We start from the raw sequence: 17,081 nt of genomic DNA, 5'->3' as shown, positions 1-17,081 counted from the left end.
GGGCGTTTTCCTGTTATTTGTCCGGGCTGTCGATGGTCAGTGTCTGCGGCGCCGTCGTGTTGCTGGCCAGAGGCTGGCTGCGACCGACCCATTCACCGGCAGTCGGTTGGCCGGCACGGGAGACGCGCGCAACCAGTTGGACTTCAGGAAAGTTCGACAGTTTCAACTGCGGCATCATGGCGTCGGCATCGCCCAATTCGACGGTCACCGGCAAGTCGGCCACGGTCAGGCGCTTGGCGGCCAACGGTGCAGGTGGACCGGAGGTGGCGCGGGCGAAAATGAACACGCTGTCGCCCGGCTGGACCTTGGCTTTGAGCGCCGGGGCCAGGTCAACGGTGACTTTCAACAACGCTGCAGCTTTGGCCACAGGTGCCTGAACCACCTTGCCGCCGCTGGCTTCGAGCTTCTCGGTGGCCCGGGCAATCCCGCCTTGCAGCGCAGCGCGGGAGTTGTCATCGGGTGGCAGTTGCGCCAACAGACGATTCCAGTAGTTGATGGCGTCCTGGTAACGCTGGCTTTCAAACGCGGCGATACCGAGCAGGCCCAGGCTGGTGACTTCTTTCGGATCGGCTTTCAGCGCTTCATCGGTCAGGGCCTGAATCTTGTCCGACCACTTTTTACCTTCGGCAAAATACAGCGCCTGAGCCCATTGGCCGAGCAGTTCCGGTTGGCGACCGGCCAGGTTCACGGTGCGTTCGAAAATCTTCGCCGCGTCGCCCGGACGATCCTGAGCCATGTACGTGCGGCCGAGGAAATACAGGCCTTCAGCCGACTCCGGTTGAGCGGCGACGGCGCGTTCCAGCCGACGGGTCATCTCTTCCATCGACTGCGGCGCCTGAGCGAACTCGCGGGTCAGCTCGACTTTGTCGCTGGCACCGAAATGCAGGTACAAACCAAGGCCCAACACCGGAACCAGAACCGCCGCCAGCAAAGGCAACGGCTTGCCCAGGCGGGTCACTCGCGGCGCCCCAACGCCTTCGGTGTCGGCGAGCAGCTCACGGGCCGCTTCGGCGCGGCCGGCGTCCATTTGCGCCGCGTCGAGAACGCCCTCTTCCTGCTGAACCTGCAGCTCAGCCACGCGCTCTTGATACAGCGCGACGTTCAGGGCAGTACGATCCTCTTCACGCTGAGCGCGGCGACCGCGCAGAACCGGGATCAACAGAAAACTCAGGGCAACCAGAAGCAGCAGACCTGCAGCGAGCCAGAAATCAATCATTCTTGGTTTTTATCCAACAGGTGGTCGAGGCGCTCACGCTCATCGGTGGAAAGCTCAGTCTTGGTTTCGGCGCGTTGCACGCGACGACGGCGGACGATCACGGCGATGACCACAAAACCGCCCAAAAGCAGACCGGCCGGGCCGAACCAGAGCAGTGCAGTCTTGGCGTTCAGTGCAGGTTTGTAGCGGACGAAATCGCCGTACCGATCAACCATGAAGTCGATGATCTGCTGGTTGTCCTTACCCTCGCCCAGCATGCGAAAAATCTCTTTGCGCAGGTCGGCGGCAATCGGTGCGTTGGAATCGGCAATGTCCTGATTCTGGCACTTGGGGCAACGCAGCTCTTTGGTCAGCTCGCGAAAACGCTCGCGATCACCTTCTTTGGCGAACTCGTAGGTGTCGATGGCCGCGTGTGCCACGCCGGCCAAGCTCAAGCCCAACACCACGGCGGCTATCCAGCGCTTCATGGCTTGGCCTCATCGACCAGCGCCTGATACTTGGCGGCCAGTTTTTCACGCCAGACTTGCTCGTCGATCACGCCGACGAACTTGTCGCGGATGATGCCCTTGGCGTCGATGAAGAAGGTTTCCGGCGCGCCGTAGACACCGAGGTTCAGACCCAGGGTGCCGGCATCGTCACGAACATCCAGTTGGTAGGGGTTGTGAAACTCCACCAGCCACTTCAAGGCGTCGGCATTGACGTCCTTGTAGTTGATGCCATAAATCACCACGCCCTGCTGGGCCAGCTTATTCAGCACCGGGTGCTCGACCCGGCAGGAAATGCACCAGGTGCCCCAGACATTGACCAGCGCCGGTTTACCGACGATGTCAGCGCGGGTCAGGGTCTTGTCGCCCTGCACCGAAGGCAGGGAAAACTCCGGGAACGGCTTGTTGATCATCGCCGAAGGCAGCTCGGCCGGGTCCAGGTACAACCCACGGTAAAGGAATACAGCGACCACTAGAAAAATCGCCAGTGGCAACAACATCAACCAACGCTTCATGCAGTGGCTCCCGACATGCCCAGTGCTTCACGCACCCGGCTTTTCACCTTGACCCGATAACGACGATCCAGCGCCGCCAGCAACCCACCGAAACCGGTCAGCAGTCCGCCGAACCAGATCCAGCGCACGAACGGTTTGACGTGAACGCGCACGGCCCAGGCGCCATCGCCCAGCGGTTCGCCGAGGGCGACGTAGAGGTCACGGGTGAAACCGGCGTCGATCCCGGCTTCGGTCATCACCGAGTTCTGCACGGTGTACAAGCGTTTTTCCGGGTGCAGCACGCTGACTTCCTTGCCGTCACGGATCACCCGAACGGTGCCCTTGTCGGAGGTAAAGTTCGGGCCTTCGAAGTGCTTGGCGCCTTCGAACACGAAGTGATAACCGGCCAGGTCCATGGACTCGCCCGGCGCCAGGCGCAGGTCACGCTCGGCGCTGTTCTGGCTCGACAACACGACGCCCAGTGCGCACACGGCAATGCCCAAATGCGCGACCTGCATGCCCCAATAGCTGCGGGTCAGGGTCGGCAAGCCTTTGATCAGGCCTTTGTGGCGGGTCTTGTCGAAGATGTCGCGCACGCCGGCCAGCAATACCCAGGCCGCGAGCATGAACGTCGCGATCACCGCCCAGTTGAAATCGCCGTAAGCAACGCCGGCCACTACGGCCAGTGCGGCACTGCCGAGCAATACCGGCGTGAGCATGCTGGCCAGCCATTTCACCGGCGTGTCTTTCCAGCGCACGATCACACCGACGGCCATCACCATCATCAGCAACGCCATCAATGGAATGAACAACGCGTTGAAGTACGGCGGGCCGACCGACAGCTTGGCGCCGGTCATTGCGTCGAGGATCAGTGGGTACAAGGTGCCGAGCAGGATCATCGAAGCCGCCACCACCAGCACCAGGTTGTTGCCCAGCAGCAGGGTTTCCCGGGACCAGAGGTTGAAGCCCACCTGACTCTTGACCACAGGCGCGCGCAGGGCGAACAGCGTCAGCGAACCACCGACCACAAACAACAGGAAGATCAGGATGAACACGCCGCGCTCAGGGTCAGACGCAAACGCGTGAACCGACGTCAGCACGCCGGAACGCACGAGGAACGTACCCAGCAAGCTCAACGAGAACGCGGCGATGGCCAGCAGCACGGTCCAGCTCTTGAACACGCCACGTTTTTCCGTGACCGCCAACGAGTGAATCAGCGCGGTGCCCACCAGCCAAGGCATGAACGAGGCGTTTTCCACCGGGTCCCAGAACCACCAGCCGCCCCAGCCAAGTTCGTAATACGCCCACCACGACCCGAGGGTGATGCCGATGCCGAGGAATGCCCAGGCGACGATGGTCCACGGACGCGACCAGCGAGCCCACGCGGCATCCAGGCGACCGCCCATCAGCGCCGCGATGGCGAAGGCAAAGGCCACTGAGAAACCGACGTAACCCATGTACAGCATCGGCGGGTGAACGATCAGGCCGATGTCTTGCAGTAACGGATTGAGGTCGGCGCCATCGCTGGGCATCTGCGGCAGGATGCGCTTGAACGGGTTGGACGTGAGGATCAGGAACAACAGGAAACCGGTGCTGATCATGCCCATCACGGCCAGTACCCGGGCCAGCATGACTTGCGGCAATTGGCGGGAGAACACCGACACCGCGAAGGTCCAGCCGCCGAGGATCAATGCCCACAACAGCAATGACCCTTCGTGGGCGCCCCATACCGCGCTGAATTTGTAGTACCACGGCAAGGCACTGTTGGAGTTGCTGGCGACGTAGCCGACCGAGAAGTCGTCAGTCATGAACGCGTAGGTCAGGCACCCGAAGGCGAACACCAGGAAGGTGAACTGACCCCAGGCGGCCGGCTGCGCCAGGCTCATCCACAAGCGGTCACCGCGCCAGGCACCGAGCAACGGCACCACGGCCTGAACCAGCGCGAAACACAGCGCCAGGATCATGGCCAGGTGGCCCAGTTCGGGGATAAACAGCCCTGAATTATAGAGAGCGGATGTCATCAATTAACCCTCTTTGGCTTGTGTGGGCGCCGACTGGCCGCTGTCTTTCAGGGCCTTGGTCACTTCCGGCGGCATGTACTTCTCATCGTGCTTGGCCAGCACTTCGTCGGCCACCACCACGCCGTCGGCGTTGATTTTGCCCAAGGCCACGATACCCTGCCCTTCACGGAACAGGTCTGGAAGAATGCCGCGATAGGTGATGGTCACGGATTTGTTGAAGTCAGTGACGACAAATTTCACGTCCAGCGAATCACCGGAACGTTGCAGCGAACCTTTCTCGACCATGCCACCGGCACGGATGCGCGTGTCTTGCGGCGCTTCGCCATTGGCGATCTGGGTCGGGGTGTAAAACAGATTGATGTTCTGCTGCAGGGCGCTCAGGGCCAGGCCGACGGCAGCGCCGACACCCACCAGGATCGCGAGAATGATGATAAGACGCTTTTTGCGCAGCGGATTCACTTGCCGTTCTCCCGGCGCAGACGACGCGCCTCTTGTTGCAGATACCGCTTGCGGGCCAGGATCGGCGCCGCCACGTTGAGGGCCAGCACCGCCAGGCAGATGCCATAGGCTGACCAGACATACAGGGCGTGATGGCCCATGGCGAGGAAGTCGCCAAATGAAGCAAAACTCATCGAGCGACCTCCAGACTGTTCTGTACTTCGGCCTTGACCCAACTGGCCCGCGCTTCGCGCTTGAGTACTTCAAGGCGCATGCGCAGCAACAGGACCGCGCCAAAGAAACAGTAGAAGCCCAGCACCGTCAGCAGCAGAGGCAGCCACATTTCGGCCGGCATGGCCGGTTTTTCGGTGAGGGTGAAGGTCGCGCCCTGGTGCAGGGTGTTCCACCACTCCACCGAGTATTTGATGATCGGGATGTTGATCACGCCAACAATCGCCAACACCGCACACGCCTTGGCGGCGCTGTCACGATTGCTGATGGCGTTGCCCAGCGCAATCAGACCGAAGTACAGAAACAGCAGAATCAACATAGACGTAAGTCGCGCATCCCAGACCCACCACGAACCCCAGGTCGGCTTGCCCCAGATCGCGCCGGTGACCAGCGCCACGGCAGTCATCCAGGCACCGATGGGCGCCGCGCATTGCAGGGCGACATCGGCCAGTTTCATCTTCCAGACCAACCCGACAATGCCGCACACGGCCAGCATCACATAGCAGGATTGCGCCAGCATCGCGGCAGGAACGTGGATATAGATGATGCGAAAGCTGTTGCCTTGCTGGTAGTCGGGCGGCGCGAAGGCCAGGCCCCAGACTACGCCAACGCCGATCAACAGCAACGCCGCGACGCTCAGCCAGGGCAACAGTTTGCCGCTGATGCCATAAAACCATTTGGGCGAGCCGAGCTTGTGAAACCACGTCCAGTTCATACTGTTTCCATCACGGTTGCCCTTCGCTGTGAAGAGCTGGGTCTTTACTGGTCAAATTTTAACCAGACCTCATTATTCGCCGACGCTGATCTTCAGGCCAGCAGCTATTGCAAACGGTGTCAGGGTTATCGCCAGGGCGGTCAGGCTACCAAGCCACAAGAGATAACCGGTCGCCGGCATGCCCATCAAGGCTGCCTGCAAGGCGCCACTGCCGAGAATCAACACCGGGATGTACAGCGGCAGAATCAGCAGCGCCAACAACAGGCCGCCACGCTTCAATCCTACCGTCAGGGCTGCGCCCACCGCACCGAGCAGGCTCAGTACCGGTGTACCCAGCAATAACGAAAGCAGCAACACCGGCAGACAAGCGGCAGGCAAACCGAGCATCAACGCCAGCAGTGGAGCGAGCAAAACCAGTGCCAGGCCCGAGAAGGCCCAGTGTGCCAGTACCTTGGCCAAAACCAGAAGAGGCAGAGGGTGCGACGAAAGGACCCACTGTTCGAGGGAACCGTCCTCGAAATCACTGCGGAAAAGCCCGTCCAGCGAGAGCAAAACCGATAAAAGGGCCGCGACCCAGACCAACCCCGGAGACAAGGTTTGCAACAATTGAGCCTCGGGGCCGACCGCTAGCGGGAACAGCGCAACCACGATGGCGAAGAATACCAGCGGGTTCGCCAGCTCCGCAGGACGGCGGAACAACAAACGGGCCTCACGGGCGACCAACAGGCCGAAAACACTCATACGGCCCAATTCCCCAGATCAATGTCGCGATAACCGGCCGGCATCCGTGTCAGCGTGTGGTGAGTGGTCAGAACGACCATGCCGCCGCGCTCGCAGTGTGCGGCCAGGTGCTCTTCGAGCTGCGCCACGCCTTGTTTGTCGAGTGCGGTGAACGGTTCATCGAGAATCCACAGCGGCGGGCTGTCCAGGTACAACCGCGCCAGCGCTACACGGCGATGTTGGCCGGCAGACAGCGTGTGACAGGGAACGTCCTCGAAACCGCGTAACCCCACCGCCGCCAAAGCTTGCCAGATGGCGTCATGGGACGCCGGATGATGCAGGGCGCAGAGCCAGCTGAGGTTTTCCTCAGGGGTCAGCAACTCCTTGATACCGGCGGCATGTCCGATCCACAACAGGTTGCGCGCCAGCTCAAAGCGTTGCTCATTGAGCGGCTGGCCATTGAGCAGCACTTGACCGGCGGTCGGTTGCATCAGACCGCACAGCAGGCGCAACAGGCTGGTCTTGCCACTGCCGTTGGGGCCGCTGATTTGCAACATTTCGCCACTGGCCAGTCTCAAATCGAGATTTTCGAAGAGCAGCCGAAGGTCTCGCTCACAAGCGAGGGCAACGGTTTGCAGGACAGGACTGGTCAAGAGATCACGGGCCTTTTGCGGTTCAAGTCGGCAGTAGTACGGCCGCTAAAGAGATGCAGAATAGATGCATTGGCGGCCCGTCATAGAGAGCTGGGTCAAACATTTGCAATGTTTTTAGCGCCCCAGTGATAACGGGGCGGCATTATACATGCCATGCCCTACTCTCAAGAGGGCAATTTCCTCAGGTTGTGACCGCGTATGACAGGCGAAATGAACATCCTCCCGCTACCGCAGACCCCGCCCGCGACTTCGCGGCCGCTGGTGGTGAGTGGCGACCTGCTCAAGTTACTGACGCCGATGGAGGGCCTGATCTCCGTCGGGCAAACCGCCAAGGCTGAAGTGCTGTCGCTCAAGCAGACGGATCAGACCTTTCAATTGTTGCTCAAAGTCACCCTCGACAGCGGTCGCCAGACCACGGTCCAGGCCACCAGCAGCCAGCCTCTGCCCCAAGGCACCAGCCTGGCGATCACCCAACCGTCGGCCAGCAACCTGGCGATCACCGTGCAACAGGCCGTCGCGGCGAGTGTCGCCACCCTCACCCGCATCGACACGGCACAACTGCCCGCTGGCACGCTGTTGCAGGGCAAAGTGCTGACCTCACAAGTCCTGCCACAAGTACCGGGGCAACCCACGGTGTTCCGCTCCATGGTGAATTTGCTGAACACGGTGCTGAGCGGCAGCACGCTGAGCATCGACAGCCCCACGCCCCTGCGCATTGGCACGTTGTTGAGCGCCATGGTGCAAGACACCCAGACGCTTAAATTCGTCCCGCTGAGCAGCCGTCAGGAACAGTTGGCGGTGACGCAGCAACTGGTCAGCCAGCAAAGCCGCCAAGGTTCGCTGGATGGCTTGATCAAAGCCTTGCAAAACCTGACGCCGACGCCACAATCGTCACTGCAGCCGCCATTGCAGCCATCGCCACTTGCGTTGGACCCAACCTCCAGCGACCTGCGCCTGGCCGTGGAAAAACTCCTCGCCGGCCTGCCGGACGTTCAGCAACTGAGCACGCCAAAGGGCCTGGCTCAAGCGCTGGCAAACAGCGGACTGTTCCTGGAAGCGAAATTGCTCACCGGGCAAAATCCGACATTGGCGCCGGACATGAAAGGCGATTTGCTCAAGCTGATCGCGCAACTGACACCGGGACTACCGGCCAATACCAACCTCAACGCGATCATCGCCGCCAATACATTGGTGCAGACGATGCCGAGCTTCGTGCGCAGCGCCCTGGGGATGCTCGGGCAAGTCAGCGCCAAGCCGCTGCCGACCAGTTTCCCGCTGCCCGAACGCCTGCTGCAAAGCCATGACGGTGAAGGTGATCTGGAGCATTTGCTGCGTTTGGCGGCGGCAGCCGTTTCGCGCCTGCAAAGCCATCAACTGTCGAGCCTGGAGCAAACCGGCGTGACCGACGATGGTCGGCTGCTCAGCACCTGGCAACTGGAAATCCCGATGCGAAACGCGCAGGACATTGTCCCGCTGCAGGTCAAGTTCCAGCGCGAAGAAGCGCCCGAGAAAGAACACCCCCACGAACGCCGCGACGAACACGAACCCAAGCAACCGCTGTGGCGTGTCGACCTGGCCTTCGACATGGAACCGCTGGGCCCCTTGCAGGTTCACGCGCAACTGATCAAGGGCAGCCTGTCCAGCCAGCTCTGGGCCGAACGGCCGTACACCGCCAGCCTGATCGAAAGTAACCTGGCCGGCCTGCGCGAACGCTTGCTGGCATCGGGCCTGAACGTCGGCGATCTGGATTGCCACCTCGGCACCCCGCCACAAGGACCGCAAACCCGTCTGGAACAACGCTGGGTCGACGAAACCGCATGAAAACCACCAACGCCCCACGCCAGGCCATCGCCCTCAAATACGACGGCAGCCACGCCCCTACCCTCACGGCCAAGGGTGACGAAGAACTGGCCGAAGAAATTCTGCGCATTGCCCGCGACTATGAAGTGCCGATCTATGAGAACGCCGAGCTGGTAAAGCTGCTGGCGAGGATGGAACTGGGGGAAAGTATTCCGCAGGAGTTGTACCGCACGCTGGCCGAGATCATCGCGTTTGCGTGGAGTTTGAAGGGCAAGTTTCCAGCGGGGCATGATCCGCACGCGCCGATGATCGAGAAGGATGTCACCGATCGCGGGGATGATTATTGAATCTTTGTTGAATGCAAAAAATCGCAGCCTCGTTTCACTCGACAGCTCCTACATTGGAATGGCGTACGCCTTGTAGGAGCTGTCGAGTGAAACGAGGCTGCGATCTTTTGATCAGTTCAGTTCAATTCTTGTGCAACTTACGCATCAACTCCGCCTCAGCCTGGGTCAACCCGCAAGACTGAGTCAGTTCATCAACCGTCGCCCCCATTCCCACCAATCGCGCCGCCTGGGCGAACGACAGGCTCGACGGGTCGCGCTGTTCCAGCTGTGCCAGTTTGTCCGGCAAGGGACCAACCACCGCGCGCAGTTCGTGCAGGTCTTCACCCATGCGCACGTTGCCGCTCTGGTAGTCGTCCACGCGTTTGGCCAGGTCCTTGATGCGCTGATCCCGCAGCGCATCGCCCTGGGCCTGTTGAGCGGCGATCAGTCGTTGACCGCGAATGTACGCCAGAAACATCGCCAGCGTGCCTGCCCAGAAGAGGAACAGGACAATGACCGCAACCTCAAGAATCAATCAGATGTTCTCCAGGTCCGACCATTCTTCTTCGCTCATCATCTTGTCCAGCTCGACCAGGATCAGCAGTTCGTTGTTCTTGTTGCACACGCCTTGAATGAACTTGGCGGATTCTTCGTTACCGACGTTTGGCGCAGTTTCGATTTCCGACTGACGCAGGTAAACCACTTCGGCCACGCTGTCGACCATGATCCCGACAACCTGCTTGTCGGCTTCGATGATGACGATACGGGTGTTGTCGCTGATCTCCGCATTCATCAGGCCGAAGCGCTGACGGGTGTCGATCACGGTGACCACGTTACCGCGCAGGTTGATGATGCCCAGCACGTAGGTCGGGGCACCCGGAACCGGGGCGATTTCGGTATAGCGCAGGACTTCCTGGACGCGCATCACGTTGATGCCGTAGGTTTCGTTGTCCAGCTTGAAGGTTACCCATTGCAGGATCGGATCTTCGGAACCCTTTGCAGCCGTCGCCTTATCATTCATACCCTGACCCCTCAAAAAACCGCCCTGGCGGTGTGTGTTCTGTGCAGCGGCATTCACTGCCGTTGCGTGTTTTTTATGCTGGTTTGTGAGCCGGCTTGATACTGCTCATGTGCTTTGCCCCGCCACTGGCGATCAACTCGGCCAGCGCGGAGACGTCGAGCAATGCACACATGTGTTCAATCACAGTGCCCGCCAGCCATGGCCGTTGACCACGGTGGCTGCGCCATTTGATTTCGTTCGGGTCCAGGCGCAACGAGCGGCTGACCTGATGCACCGCCAGCCCCCACTCGTAGCCCTGAACCGAAATAACGTATTGCAGGCCCTGCCGGAAATCGTCGCGGTAGCGGTCGGGCATGACCCAACGTGCGGTGTCCAGGACTTTCAGGTTGCCGGCCTGGCTAGGCAGAATCCCGAGGAACCATTCTGGCTGGCCGAACAGCGGTGTCAGCTCGTGGCCCGCCAACGAATAAATCGAACCCAGGCACACCAGTGGCACCGCCAGGGTCAACCCGGCGACGTCGAATAACAGACACTCGAACGGCTCGGCGGCCCACGACGGGCGACCATCGGTTTCGACCGGTGGCGGCGTGTTGCTCGGTGGCAAGTGGACTTCGACGACGGGCGGCACCAATGTTTGCAGCAGGGGTGCAATGGTCGATACCGGTGCGAAGATCGGTGCCGGCGCCTCCATGACCGGCGCTGGCGCCTTGGCCACGGCGGCGATCACGGGCGCTGCAACCACAGGTGCGGCAACTACAGGCGCAGCAACCGCCGCCGGGCGTGCATCGCGCGCTTGTTCTTCGAGGACCGCGGCCTGGAATTCGTCCAGGGTGTTATCCGGTTCGAGCACTTCGGCGGGCGCTTCGATGATCGGCTCAAGCTCCTCCGTCGCGTCCTGCAGCAAGCTGTCCAGATAATGCTGGAGCGCCAGTTGCGGGCGAGAGGTGATCTTCACCGGCCGATTCATTTAAGCACCACGCAAGGAAGGTTCATCTCACGCCACCTGCGCGACAGATTGCTGCGCCAGCAAATGCTTGAGCAGCGCACGGTAAGCGAGAACTCCACGGCTCTTGCCGTCAAATTGCGAAGGCGTGAGGCCGGCCCGGCTCGCATCCCGCAAGCGGGTGTCGACCGGGATGTAACCTTGCCAGATTTCTTCCGGGTACTTGTCACGCAGCACACGCAGGGTCCCGAGGGACGCCTGGGTACGACGGTCAAACAAGGTCGGGATGATGGTGAACGGCAGCGCCTGTTTGCGTGAACGATTGATCATGTCCAGGGTGTTGACCATGCGTTCCAGGCCTTTGACGGCCAAGTGCTCGGTCTGCACCGGGATCACCAATTGCTGGCTCGCCGCCAAGGCATTGACCATCAGCACACCGAGCAACGGCGGGCTGTCGATCACCGCGTAATCGAAGTCCTGCCACAACTGCGCCAGGCTCTTGGCGATCACCAGGCCCAAGCCACTCTGCCCCGGCGATTGACGCTCAAGCGTGGCCAGTGCGGTGCTCGAAGGCAGCAGCGAAATACTCTCGTGACTGGTGGGCAACAACAACTGACCGGGCAAGCCTTGCGGCACACTGCCCTTATGCAGAAACAAGTCGTAGCTGCTGTGTTCCAGGCTGTCGGGATCGTAGCCGAAGTAGCTGGTCATGGAGCCGTGCGGATCGAGATCGACCACAACCACGCGCTTGCCCGCCTCGGCCAGCAAACCGGCTAAAGCGATAGAGGAAGTGGTTTTACCAACACCACCCTTTTGATTGGCAACGGCCCAGACTCTCATTTGAATGTTTCCTCCCGGCCGACGAGGTCAGCCGAGAAATAGCTCAACGTTTTAATGCGGGTGACGGAGAATTGACGGCGCTCTCTCGTACCGGCGACTTGACCGCTGACGGTGCAGTTTGTGTGCCAGCACGCTTCAACGCGGCGTCCGGTTGCGCATGAGCGGTTCCGGTGCCGGTGAGGCTGCGACGTACATCGAGATTGCGCGAAACCACCAGCACCACACGACGGTTGCGTGCCCGGCCTTCGGCGGTGGCATTGTTGGCCACGGGCTGAAACTCGCCATAACCCACGGAGGCCATTCGGCTCGGGTTCACACCCTGCATCGCCAGAATGCGCACAATGCTCGCCGAGCGGGCCGAGGACAGTTCCCAGTTAGTGGGGTACTGCGCGGTGCGGATCGGTTGATCGTCGGTAAAGCCTTCGACGTGAATCGGGTTGTCGAACGGCTTCAGAATCCCGGCCACCTTGTCGATGATATTGAACGCGTTGTCGCTGGGCATGGCATCGCCGCTGCCGAACAACAGGCTGGAATTGAGTTCGATCTCGACCCACAACTCGTTGCCACGCACGGTCATCTGATTGGAGCTGATCAGGTCGCCGAACGCCGCGCTGATGTCGTCTGCAATGCTTTTGAGCGGGTCGTTGGAACCGGCAACACCGGCATCGACCTGCTCGCTGTCTTTCACCAACGGCTTGGCCGGCGTCACTGTCATCGGTCGCTCTTCACCCACCGGGATCGGTTTGAGAGAGCGATCGGCATCGGTGAAGACCCCGATCAGCGCTTGCGAAATGATTTTGTACTTGCCTTCGTTGATCGACGAGATCGAGTACATCACCACGAAGAATGCGAAGAGCAAGGTAATGAAGTCGGCATAGGAAACGAGCCAACGTTCATGGTTTACATGTTCTTCAGGTTGCCTGCGACGAGCCATAGTCCATCACTCCCTCAATCCATGAAGCCCTGAAGCTTCAACTCAATAGAGCGAGGGTTCTCACCTTCGGCGATCGACAGGATCCCTTCCAGCAACATTTCGCGGTAACGCGATTGGCGCAATGCAACGGATTTGAGCTTGGACGCAATCGGCAGCAACACCAGGTTGGCACTGGCCACGCCGTAGATGGTGGCGACGAAGGCCACGGCAATGCCGCTGCCCAGTTGCGTCGGGTCAGCGAGGTTGCCCATGACATGGATCAGGCCCATCACCGCACCGATAATCCCGATGGTCGGCGCGTAGCCGCCCATGCTTTCGAAGACTTTGGCGGCCTCGATATCGCGGCTTTCCTGGGTGTAGAAATCCACTTCCAGAATGCTGCGAATCGCTTCCGGCTCCGCACCGTCGACCAGCAACTGAAGGCCTTTGCGCGAGTAGCTGTCGGGTTCGGCATCGGCCACCCCTTCCAGGCCCAGCAATCCTTCCTTGCGCGCGGTCAGGCTCCAGTTCACGACACGATCAATGCCACCGGCCAGATCAACGCGAGGTGGAAACAGAATCCAGCCAACAATTTGCATGGCGCGCTTGAAGGCGCTCATCGGCGACTGCAACAAGGCTGCGCCAATGGTCCCACCGAGAACGATCAGCGCCGCCGGGCCGTTGGCCAGCGCGCCAAGGTGGCCACCTTCAAGGTAGTTGCCGCCAATAATGGCGACGAACGCCATGATGATGCCGATAAGGCTTAAAACATCCATCAGATACACGCCTCGACCAAGTGCTTGCCAATATCTTCCAGCCCATAGATCGCATCCGCGAGATCGGCTTTGACGATGGCCATCGGCATGCCGTAGATCACGCAACTGGCTTCATCCTGAGCCCAGATCGCGCTACCGCTCTGTTTGAGCAGGCGAGCACCTTCACGACCGTCGGCGCCCATGCCGGTGAGTACGACCGCCAGAACTTTGTCGCCGTAGGACTTGGCTGCCGAACCGAAGGTGATGTCCACGCACGGTTTGTAATTGAGACGCTCGTCGCCCGGCAGGATTTTCACCGCGCCACGGCCGTCGATCATCATTTGCTTGCCACCCGGTGCCAGCAACGCCAGGCCCGGACGCAGGATGTCGCCATCCTCGGCTTCCTTGACGCTGATGCGGCAGAGCTTGTCCAGACGCTCGGCGAAGGCCTTGGTGAAGGCTGCCGGCATGTGCTGGACCAACACGATCGGTGCCGGGAAGTTGGCCGGCAACTGAGTCAAGACTCGTTGCAGCGCAACCGGACCGCCCGTGGACGTGCCGATGGCAACCAGTTTGTAGGCTTTGCGCTTGGGTGCAGGCGACGATGGGCCGGGGGACGCAGGGGCATGATGCGTACGTGTCGGGATCGGTGCCGGTGCAGGGCGCGAAGGTGTGCTGCTGCCGTAACTGCTGACGCTCGAAGGCGCGGGCGTCGGGGCTGGCGCGGCAACCGGTGCCGGCGCGCTGTAGGCGCTGGCGCGACGGTTACTGCGTGAAATGCTGAGAATCTTCTCGCACAGCAGTTGCTTGACCTTCTCCGGGTTACGGGAGATGTCTTCAAAATTCTTGGGTAGGAAATCGACGGCGCCGGCGTCCAGCGCATCAAGGGTGACCCGGGCGCCTTCGTGCGTCAGCGACGAGAACATCAACACCGGCGTCGGGCAGCGCTGCATGATGTGCCGCACGGCGGTGATGCCGTCCATCATGGGCATCTCGTAGTCCATGGTGATCACGTCCGGCTTGAGGGCCAGGGCCTGATCGATCGCCTCTTTTCCGTTGGTCGCCGTACCGACGACCTGGATATTCGAATCCGCTGAAAGAATTTCCGAGACGCGGCGGCGGAAAAACCCCGAATCGTCCACCACCAGGACTTTAACTGCCATAAACACTCCGTTAGACGCAGCGGGGCCTCAGTCGCCCCGCTCCACCAGAATCAAATACGCCGTGTGGCGTAACGCTTGAGCATGCTCGGAACATCGAGAATCAGCGCAATACGGCCGTCACCGGTGATGGTGGCGCCCGACATGCCCGGGGTTCCCTGGAGCATTTTGCCCAATGGCTTGATGACCACTTCTTCCTGGCCCACCAGTTGATCGACGACAAAGCCGATCCGCTGCGTGCCCACCGAAAGGATCACCACATGGCCTTCGCGCTGCTCTTCGTGAGCGGCGGAGCTGACCAGCCAGCGCTTGAGGTAGAACAGTGGCAGCGCCTTGTCTCGCACGATCACCACTTCCTGGCCGTCCACCACGTTGGTGGTCGACAGGTCGAGGTGGAAGATCTCGTTGACGTTCACCAGCGGGAACGCAAACGCCTGGTTGCCGAGCATGACCATCAGCGTCGGCATGATCGCCAGGGTCAACGGCACCTTGATGACGATTTTCGAACCCTGGCCCTTGGTCGAGTAAATGTTGATCGAACCGTTGAGCTGGGAAATCTTGGTTTTCACCACGTCCATGCCCACGCCACGACCCGACACGTCGGAGATCTCGGTTTTGGTCGAGAACCCTGGCGCAAAAATCAGGTTGTAGCACTCGGTATCGCTCAAGCGATCGGCCGCATCCTTGTCCATCACACCGCGTTTAACCGCGATGGAACGCAGGACGTTCGGGTCCATGCCTTTGCCGTCATCGGAAATCGACAGCAGGATGTGGTCGCCTTCCTGTTCGGCAGCAAGGACCACCCGGCCGCCACGGGACTTGCCCGAAGCTTCGCGTTCTTCCGGCGACTCGATGCCGTGGTCGACCGCGTTGCGTACCAAGTGGACCAGCGGGTCGGCCAGGGCCTCGACGAGGTTCTTGTCGAGGTCGGTTTCTTCGCCGACCAACTCCAGGTTGATCTCTTTCTTGAGCTGGCGAGCCAGGTCGCGAACCAGGCGCGGGAAGCGCCCGAACACTTTCTTGATCGGTTGCATCCGGGTCTTCATGACCGCGGTTTGCAAGTCAGCCGTGACCACGTCGAGGTTCGACACAGCCTTGGACATGGCCTCGTCGGCACTGTTGGCACCCAGGCGAACCAGGCGGTTACGCACCAGCACCAATTCGCCCACCATGTTCATGATTTCGTCGAGGCGAGCGGTATCGACCCGCACGGTGGTCTCGGCTTCGCTGGCCGGTTTTTCCGGTGGCGGCGCGGCTGGAGCACGGACCGGGGCCGGTGCAGCAGCGGCGGCTGGTTTCGGTGTTTCAGCTTTCGGTTCAGGCGCCTTGGCGACCGGGGCCGGTGCGGCAGCCTTGGCGACGGGTGCTGCGACATTCGATACAGCAGAACCTGTGCCGACTTCGCTGAACTTGCCTTTACCGTGCAATTCGTCGAGCAGCGATTCGAACTCGTGATCGGAGATCAGATCGCCACCCGCCGCCGCTGCAGTTGGCGCAGCAGGAACTGGCACAGAAGCAATGGCCGACTCCAGCGCATCCACCGCAAAGTTGCCTTTGCCGTGCAACTGGTCGAGCAGTGCTTCAAATTCGTCGTCGGTAATGTCGGAGCTATCGCCTGCCGCTTTCGGGGCGGCTGGTGCAGCTGGCGCGGCGGCCACGGCATCGACAGCGAACTGGCCTTTACCGTGCAGTTGATCGAGCAAGGACTCGAACTCGGCATCGGTGATTTCGTCGCTCGCAGCGGCGTCGCTCGCAGCGGCGTCGCTGGAAGGCGTTGGTGCAGGTGCAGCCGCCGGAGCCTCAGCTTGAGCCTTGACGGCATTGAGCGAGTCCAGCAGTTGTTCGAATTCGTTATCGGTGATGTCGCCCGATTCGGCTTCAGCGGCAGGCGCTTCAAACACTTCAGCGACCGGTGCAGCTTCATCAGCCGTTTGCGGCTCGGCCAGTCGGGCCAGAGCTGCCAGCAATTCAGGTGTGGCAGCCGTGATCGGGCTGCGCTCGCGGACTTCGCTGAACATGCTGTTCACCGCGTCCAGCGCTTCGAGCACCACGTCCATCAGTTCTGAATCAACGCGACGCTCACCCTTGCGCAGGATGTCGAACACGTTCTCGGCGATATGGCAGCACTCCACCAGCTCGTTGAGCTGGAGGAAGCCGGCGCCCCCTTTTACAGTGTGAAAACCGCGAAAAATTGCATTGAGCAAGTCCGCATCATCCGGTCGGCTCTCAAGCTCGACCAGCTGTTCGGACAGTTGCTCTAGAATCTCGCCGGCCTCAACCAGGAAATCCTGAAGGATCTCTTCATCGGCGCCGAAGCTCATGTATGGGGTGCTCCTAACAGGTTTAAAAA

The 17,081-nt window shown here is 60.8% G+C and carries 19 protein-coding genes; 2 read left to right on the top strand and 17 right to left on the bottom strand.

The window, feature by feature from the left end:
* Positions 1 to 13: 13 nt before the first annotated feature.
* The 9 genes from ccmI to ccmA form a co-directional block, all read right to left on the bottom strand.
* Positions 14 to 1,216 carry a c-type cytochrome biogenesis protein CcmI gene (gene ccmI, locus AB4N76_RS22270; RefSeq protein ID WP_460163525.1) on the bottom strand — a complete coding sequence of 401 codons (1,203 nt, stop codon included), beginning with the start codon at positions 1,214 to 1,216 and terminating at the stop codon, positions 14 to 16.
* Positions 1,213 to 1,683 carry a cytochrome c-type biogenesis protein gene (locus tag AB4N76_RS22265; RefSeq protein WP_046032859.1) on the bottom strand — a complete coding sequence of 157 codons (471 nt, stop codon included), beginning with the start codon at positions 1,681 to 1,683 and terminating at the stop codon, positions 1,213 to 1,215. The genes ccmI and AB4N76_RS22265 overlap by 4 nt, the downstream gene beginning before the upstream one ends.
* Positions 1,680 to 2,216: a DsbE family thiol:disulfide interchange protein gene (locus tag AB4N76_RS22260; RefSeq protein WP_046032858.1), complete on the bottom strand. Its 537-nt coding sequence runs from the start codon at positions 2,214 to 2,216 to the stop codon at positions 1,680 to 1,682. The genes AB4N76_RS22265 and AB4N76_RS22260 overlap by 4 nt, the downstream gene beginning before the upstream one ends.
* Positions 2,213 to 4,216, bottom strand: a complete 2,004-nt coding sequence (locus AB4N76_RS22255) for a heme lyase CcmF/NrfE family subunit (RefSeq protein ID WP_046032857.1) — start codon at positions 4,214 to 4,216, stop codon at positions 2,213 to 2,215. Before AB4N76_RS22255 ends, AB4N76_RS22260 begins: the two co-directional genes overlap by 4 nt.
* A gap of 3 nt (positions 4,217 to 4,219) precedes the next feature.
* Positions 4,220 to 4,675, bottom strand: a complete 456-nt coding sequence (gene ccmE / locus AB4N76_RS22250) for a cytochrome c maturation protein CcmE (RefSeq protein ID WP_027922384.1) — start codon at positions 4,673 to 4,675, stop codon at positions 4,220 to 4,222.
* Positions 4,672 to 4,848 carry a heme exporter protein CcmD gene (ccmD, locus tag AB4N76_RS22245; protein WP_008145547.1) on the bottom strand — a complete coding sequence of 59 codons (177 nt, stop codon included), beginning with the start codon at positions 4,846 to 4,848 and terminating at the stop codon, positions 4,672 to 4,674. The genes ccmE and ccmD overlap by 4 nt, the downstream gene beginning before the upstream one ends.
* Positions 4,845 to 5,600 (bottom strand): heme ABC transporter permease, encoded by a 756-nt coding sequence (locus AB4N76_RS22240; protein WP_046032856.1) that lies wholly within the window; start codon positions 5,598 to 5,600, stop codon positions 4,845 to 4,847. Before AB4N76_RS22240 ends, ccmD begins: the two co-directional genes overlap by 4 nt.
* A 72-nt stretch (positions 5,601 to 5,672) precedes the next feature.
* Entirely contained in the window at positions 5,673 to 6,341 is a 669-nt protein-coding gene (gene ccmB / locus AB4N76_RS22235) for a heme exporter protein CcmB (RefSeq protein ID WP_046032855.1), read from the bottom strand.
* Entirely contained in the window at positions 6,338 to 6,973 is a 636-nt protein-coding gene (gene ccmA, locus AB4N76_RS22230) for a cytochrome c biogenesis heme-transporting ATPase CcmA (RefSeq protein WP_046032854.1), read from the bottom strand. The genes ccmB and ccmA overlap by 4 nt, the downstream gene beginning before the upstream one ends.
* Positions 6,974 to 7,171: 198 nt before the next feature.
* On the opposite strand from ccmA, the gene fliK reads away from it, so the two are divergent.
* Together fliK and AB4N76_RS22220 are read left to right on the top strand one after the other, a co-directional pair.
* On the top strand, positions 7,172 to 8,794 hold the full coding sequence (gene fliK / locus AB4N76_RS22225; protein ID WP_460163524.1) for a flagellar hook-length control protein FliK: 1,623 nt from the start codon (positions 7,172 to 7,174) through the stop codon (positions 8,792 to 8,794).
* Positions 8,791 to 9,120: an EscU/YscU/HrcU family type III secretion system export apparatus switch protein gene (locus AB4N76_RS22220; RefSeq protein ID WP_046032852.1), complete on the top strand. Its 330-nt coding sequence runs from the start codon at positions 8,791 to 8,793 to the stop codon at positions 9,118 to 9,120. Before fliK ends, AB4N76_RS22220 begins: the two co-directional genes overlap by 4 nt.
* 121 nt (positions 9,121 to 9,241) lie before the next feature.
* On the opposite strand, the gene AB4N76_RS22215 is transcribed toward AB4N76_RS22220, so the two are convergent.
* The 8 genes from AB4N76_RS22215 to AB4N76_RS22180 form a co-directional block, all read right to left on the bottom strand.
* Positions 9,242 to 9,634: a DUF2802 domain-containing protein gene (locus AB4N76_RS22215; protein WP_046032851.1), complete on the bottom strand. Its 393-nt coding sequence runs from the start codon at positions 9,632 to 9,634 to the stop codon at positions 9,242 to 9,244.
* Positions 9,635 to 10,120 (bottom strand): chemotaxis protein CheW, encoded by a 486-nt coding sequence (locus AB4N76_RS22210; protein WP_046032850.1) that lies wholly within the window; start codon positions 10,118 to 10,120, stop codon positions 9,635 to 9,637.
* Between the two features lie 73 nt (positions 10,121 to 10,193).
* Complete coding sequence (locus AB4N76_RS22205; protein WP_077430657.1) at positions 10,194 to 11,087, bottom strand: CheW domain-containing protein; 894 nt, start codon at positions 11,085 to 11,087, stop codon at positions 10,194 to 10,196.
* A 27-nt stretch (positions 11,088 to 11,114) separates the two neighbouring features.
* On the bottom strand, positions 11,115 to 11,903 hold the full coding sequence (locus tag AB4N76_RS22200) for a ParA family protein (protein ID WP_046032848.1): 789 nt from the start codon (positions 11,901 to 11,903) through the stop codon (positions 11,115 to 11,117).
* Positions 11,904 to 11,946: 43 nt separating this feature from the next.
* A complete protein-coding gene (motD, locus tag AB4N76_RS22195) occupies positions 11,947 to 12,837 on the bottom strand; it encodes a flagellar motor protein MotD (protein ID WP_046032847.1) in 891 nt (296 codons plus the stop codon).
* 14 nt (positions 12,838 to 12,851) lie between these two features.
* Complete coding sequence (locus tag AB4N76_RS22190; RefSeq protein WP_046032846.1) at positions 12,852 to 13,592, bottom strand: flagellar motor protein; 741 nt, start codon at positions 13,590 to 13,592, stop codon at positions 12,852 to 12,854.
* The gene (locus AB4N76_RS22185) at positions 13,592 to 14,734 is read right to left on the bottom strand and encodes a protein-glutamate methylesterase/protein-glutamine glutaminase (protein WP_046032845.1); all 1,143 of its coding nucleotides are present in this window, start codon (positions 14,732 to 14,734) and stop codon (positions 13,592 to 13,594) included. The genes AB4N76_RS22190 and AB4N76_RS22185 overlap by 1 nt, the downstream gene beginning before the upstream one ends.
* Before the next feature lie 50 nt (positions 14,735 to 14,784).
* Positions 14,785 to 17,052 (bottom strand): chemotaxis protein CheA, encoded by a 2,268-nt coding sequence (locus AB4N76_RS22180; RefSeq protein ID WP_460163523.1) that lies wholly within the window; start codon positions 17,050 to 17,052, stop codon positions 14,785 to 14,787.
* Between the last annotated feature and the right edge of the window lie 29 nt (positions 17,053 to 17,081).

The organism is Pseudomonas sp. S2_F03 (assembly GCF_054668335.1).
Note: the sequence above shows the minus strand (reverse complement) of the source record. Positions and strands in the feature narration are given on the sequence as shown.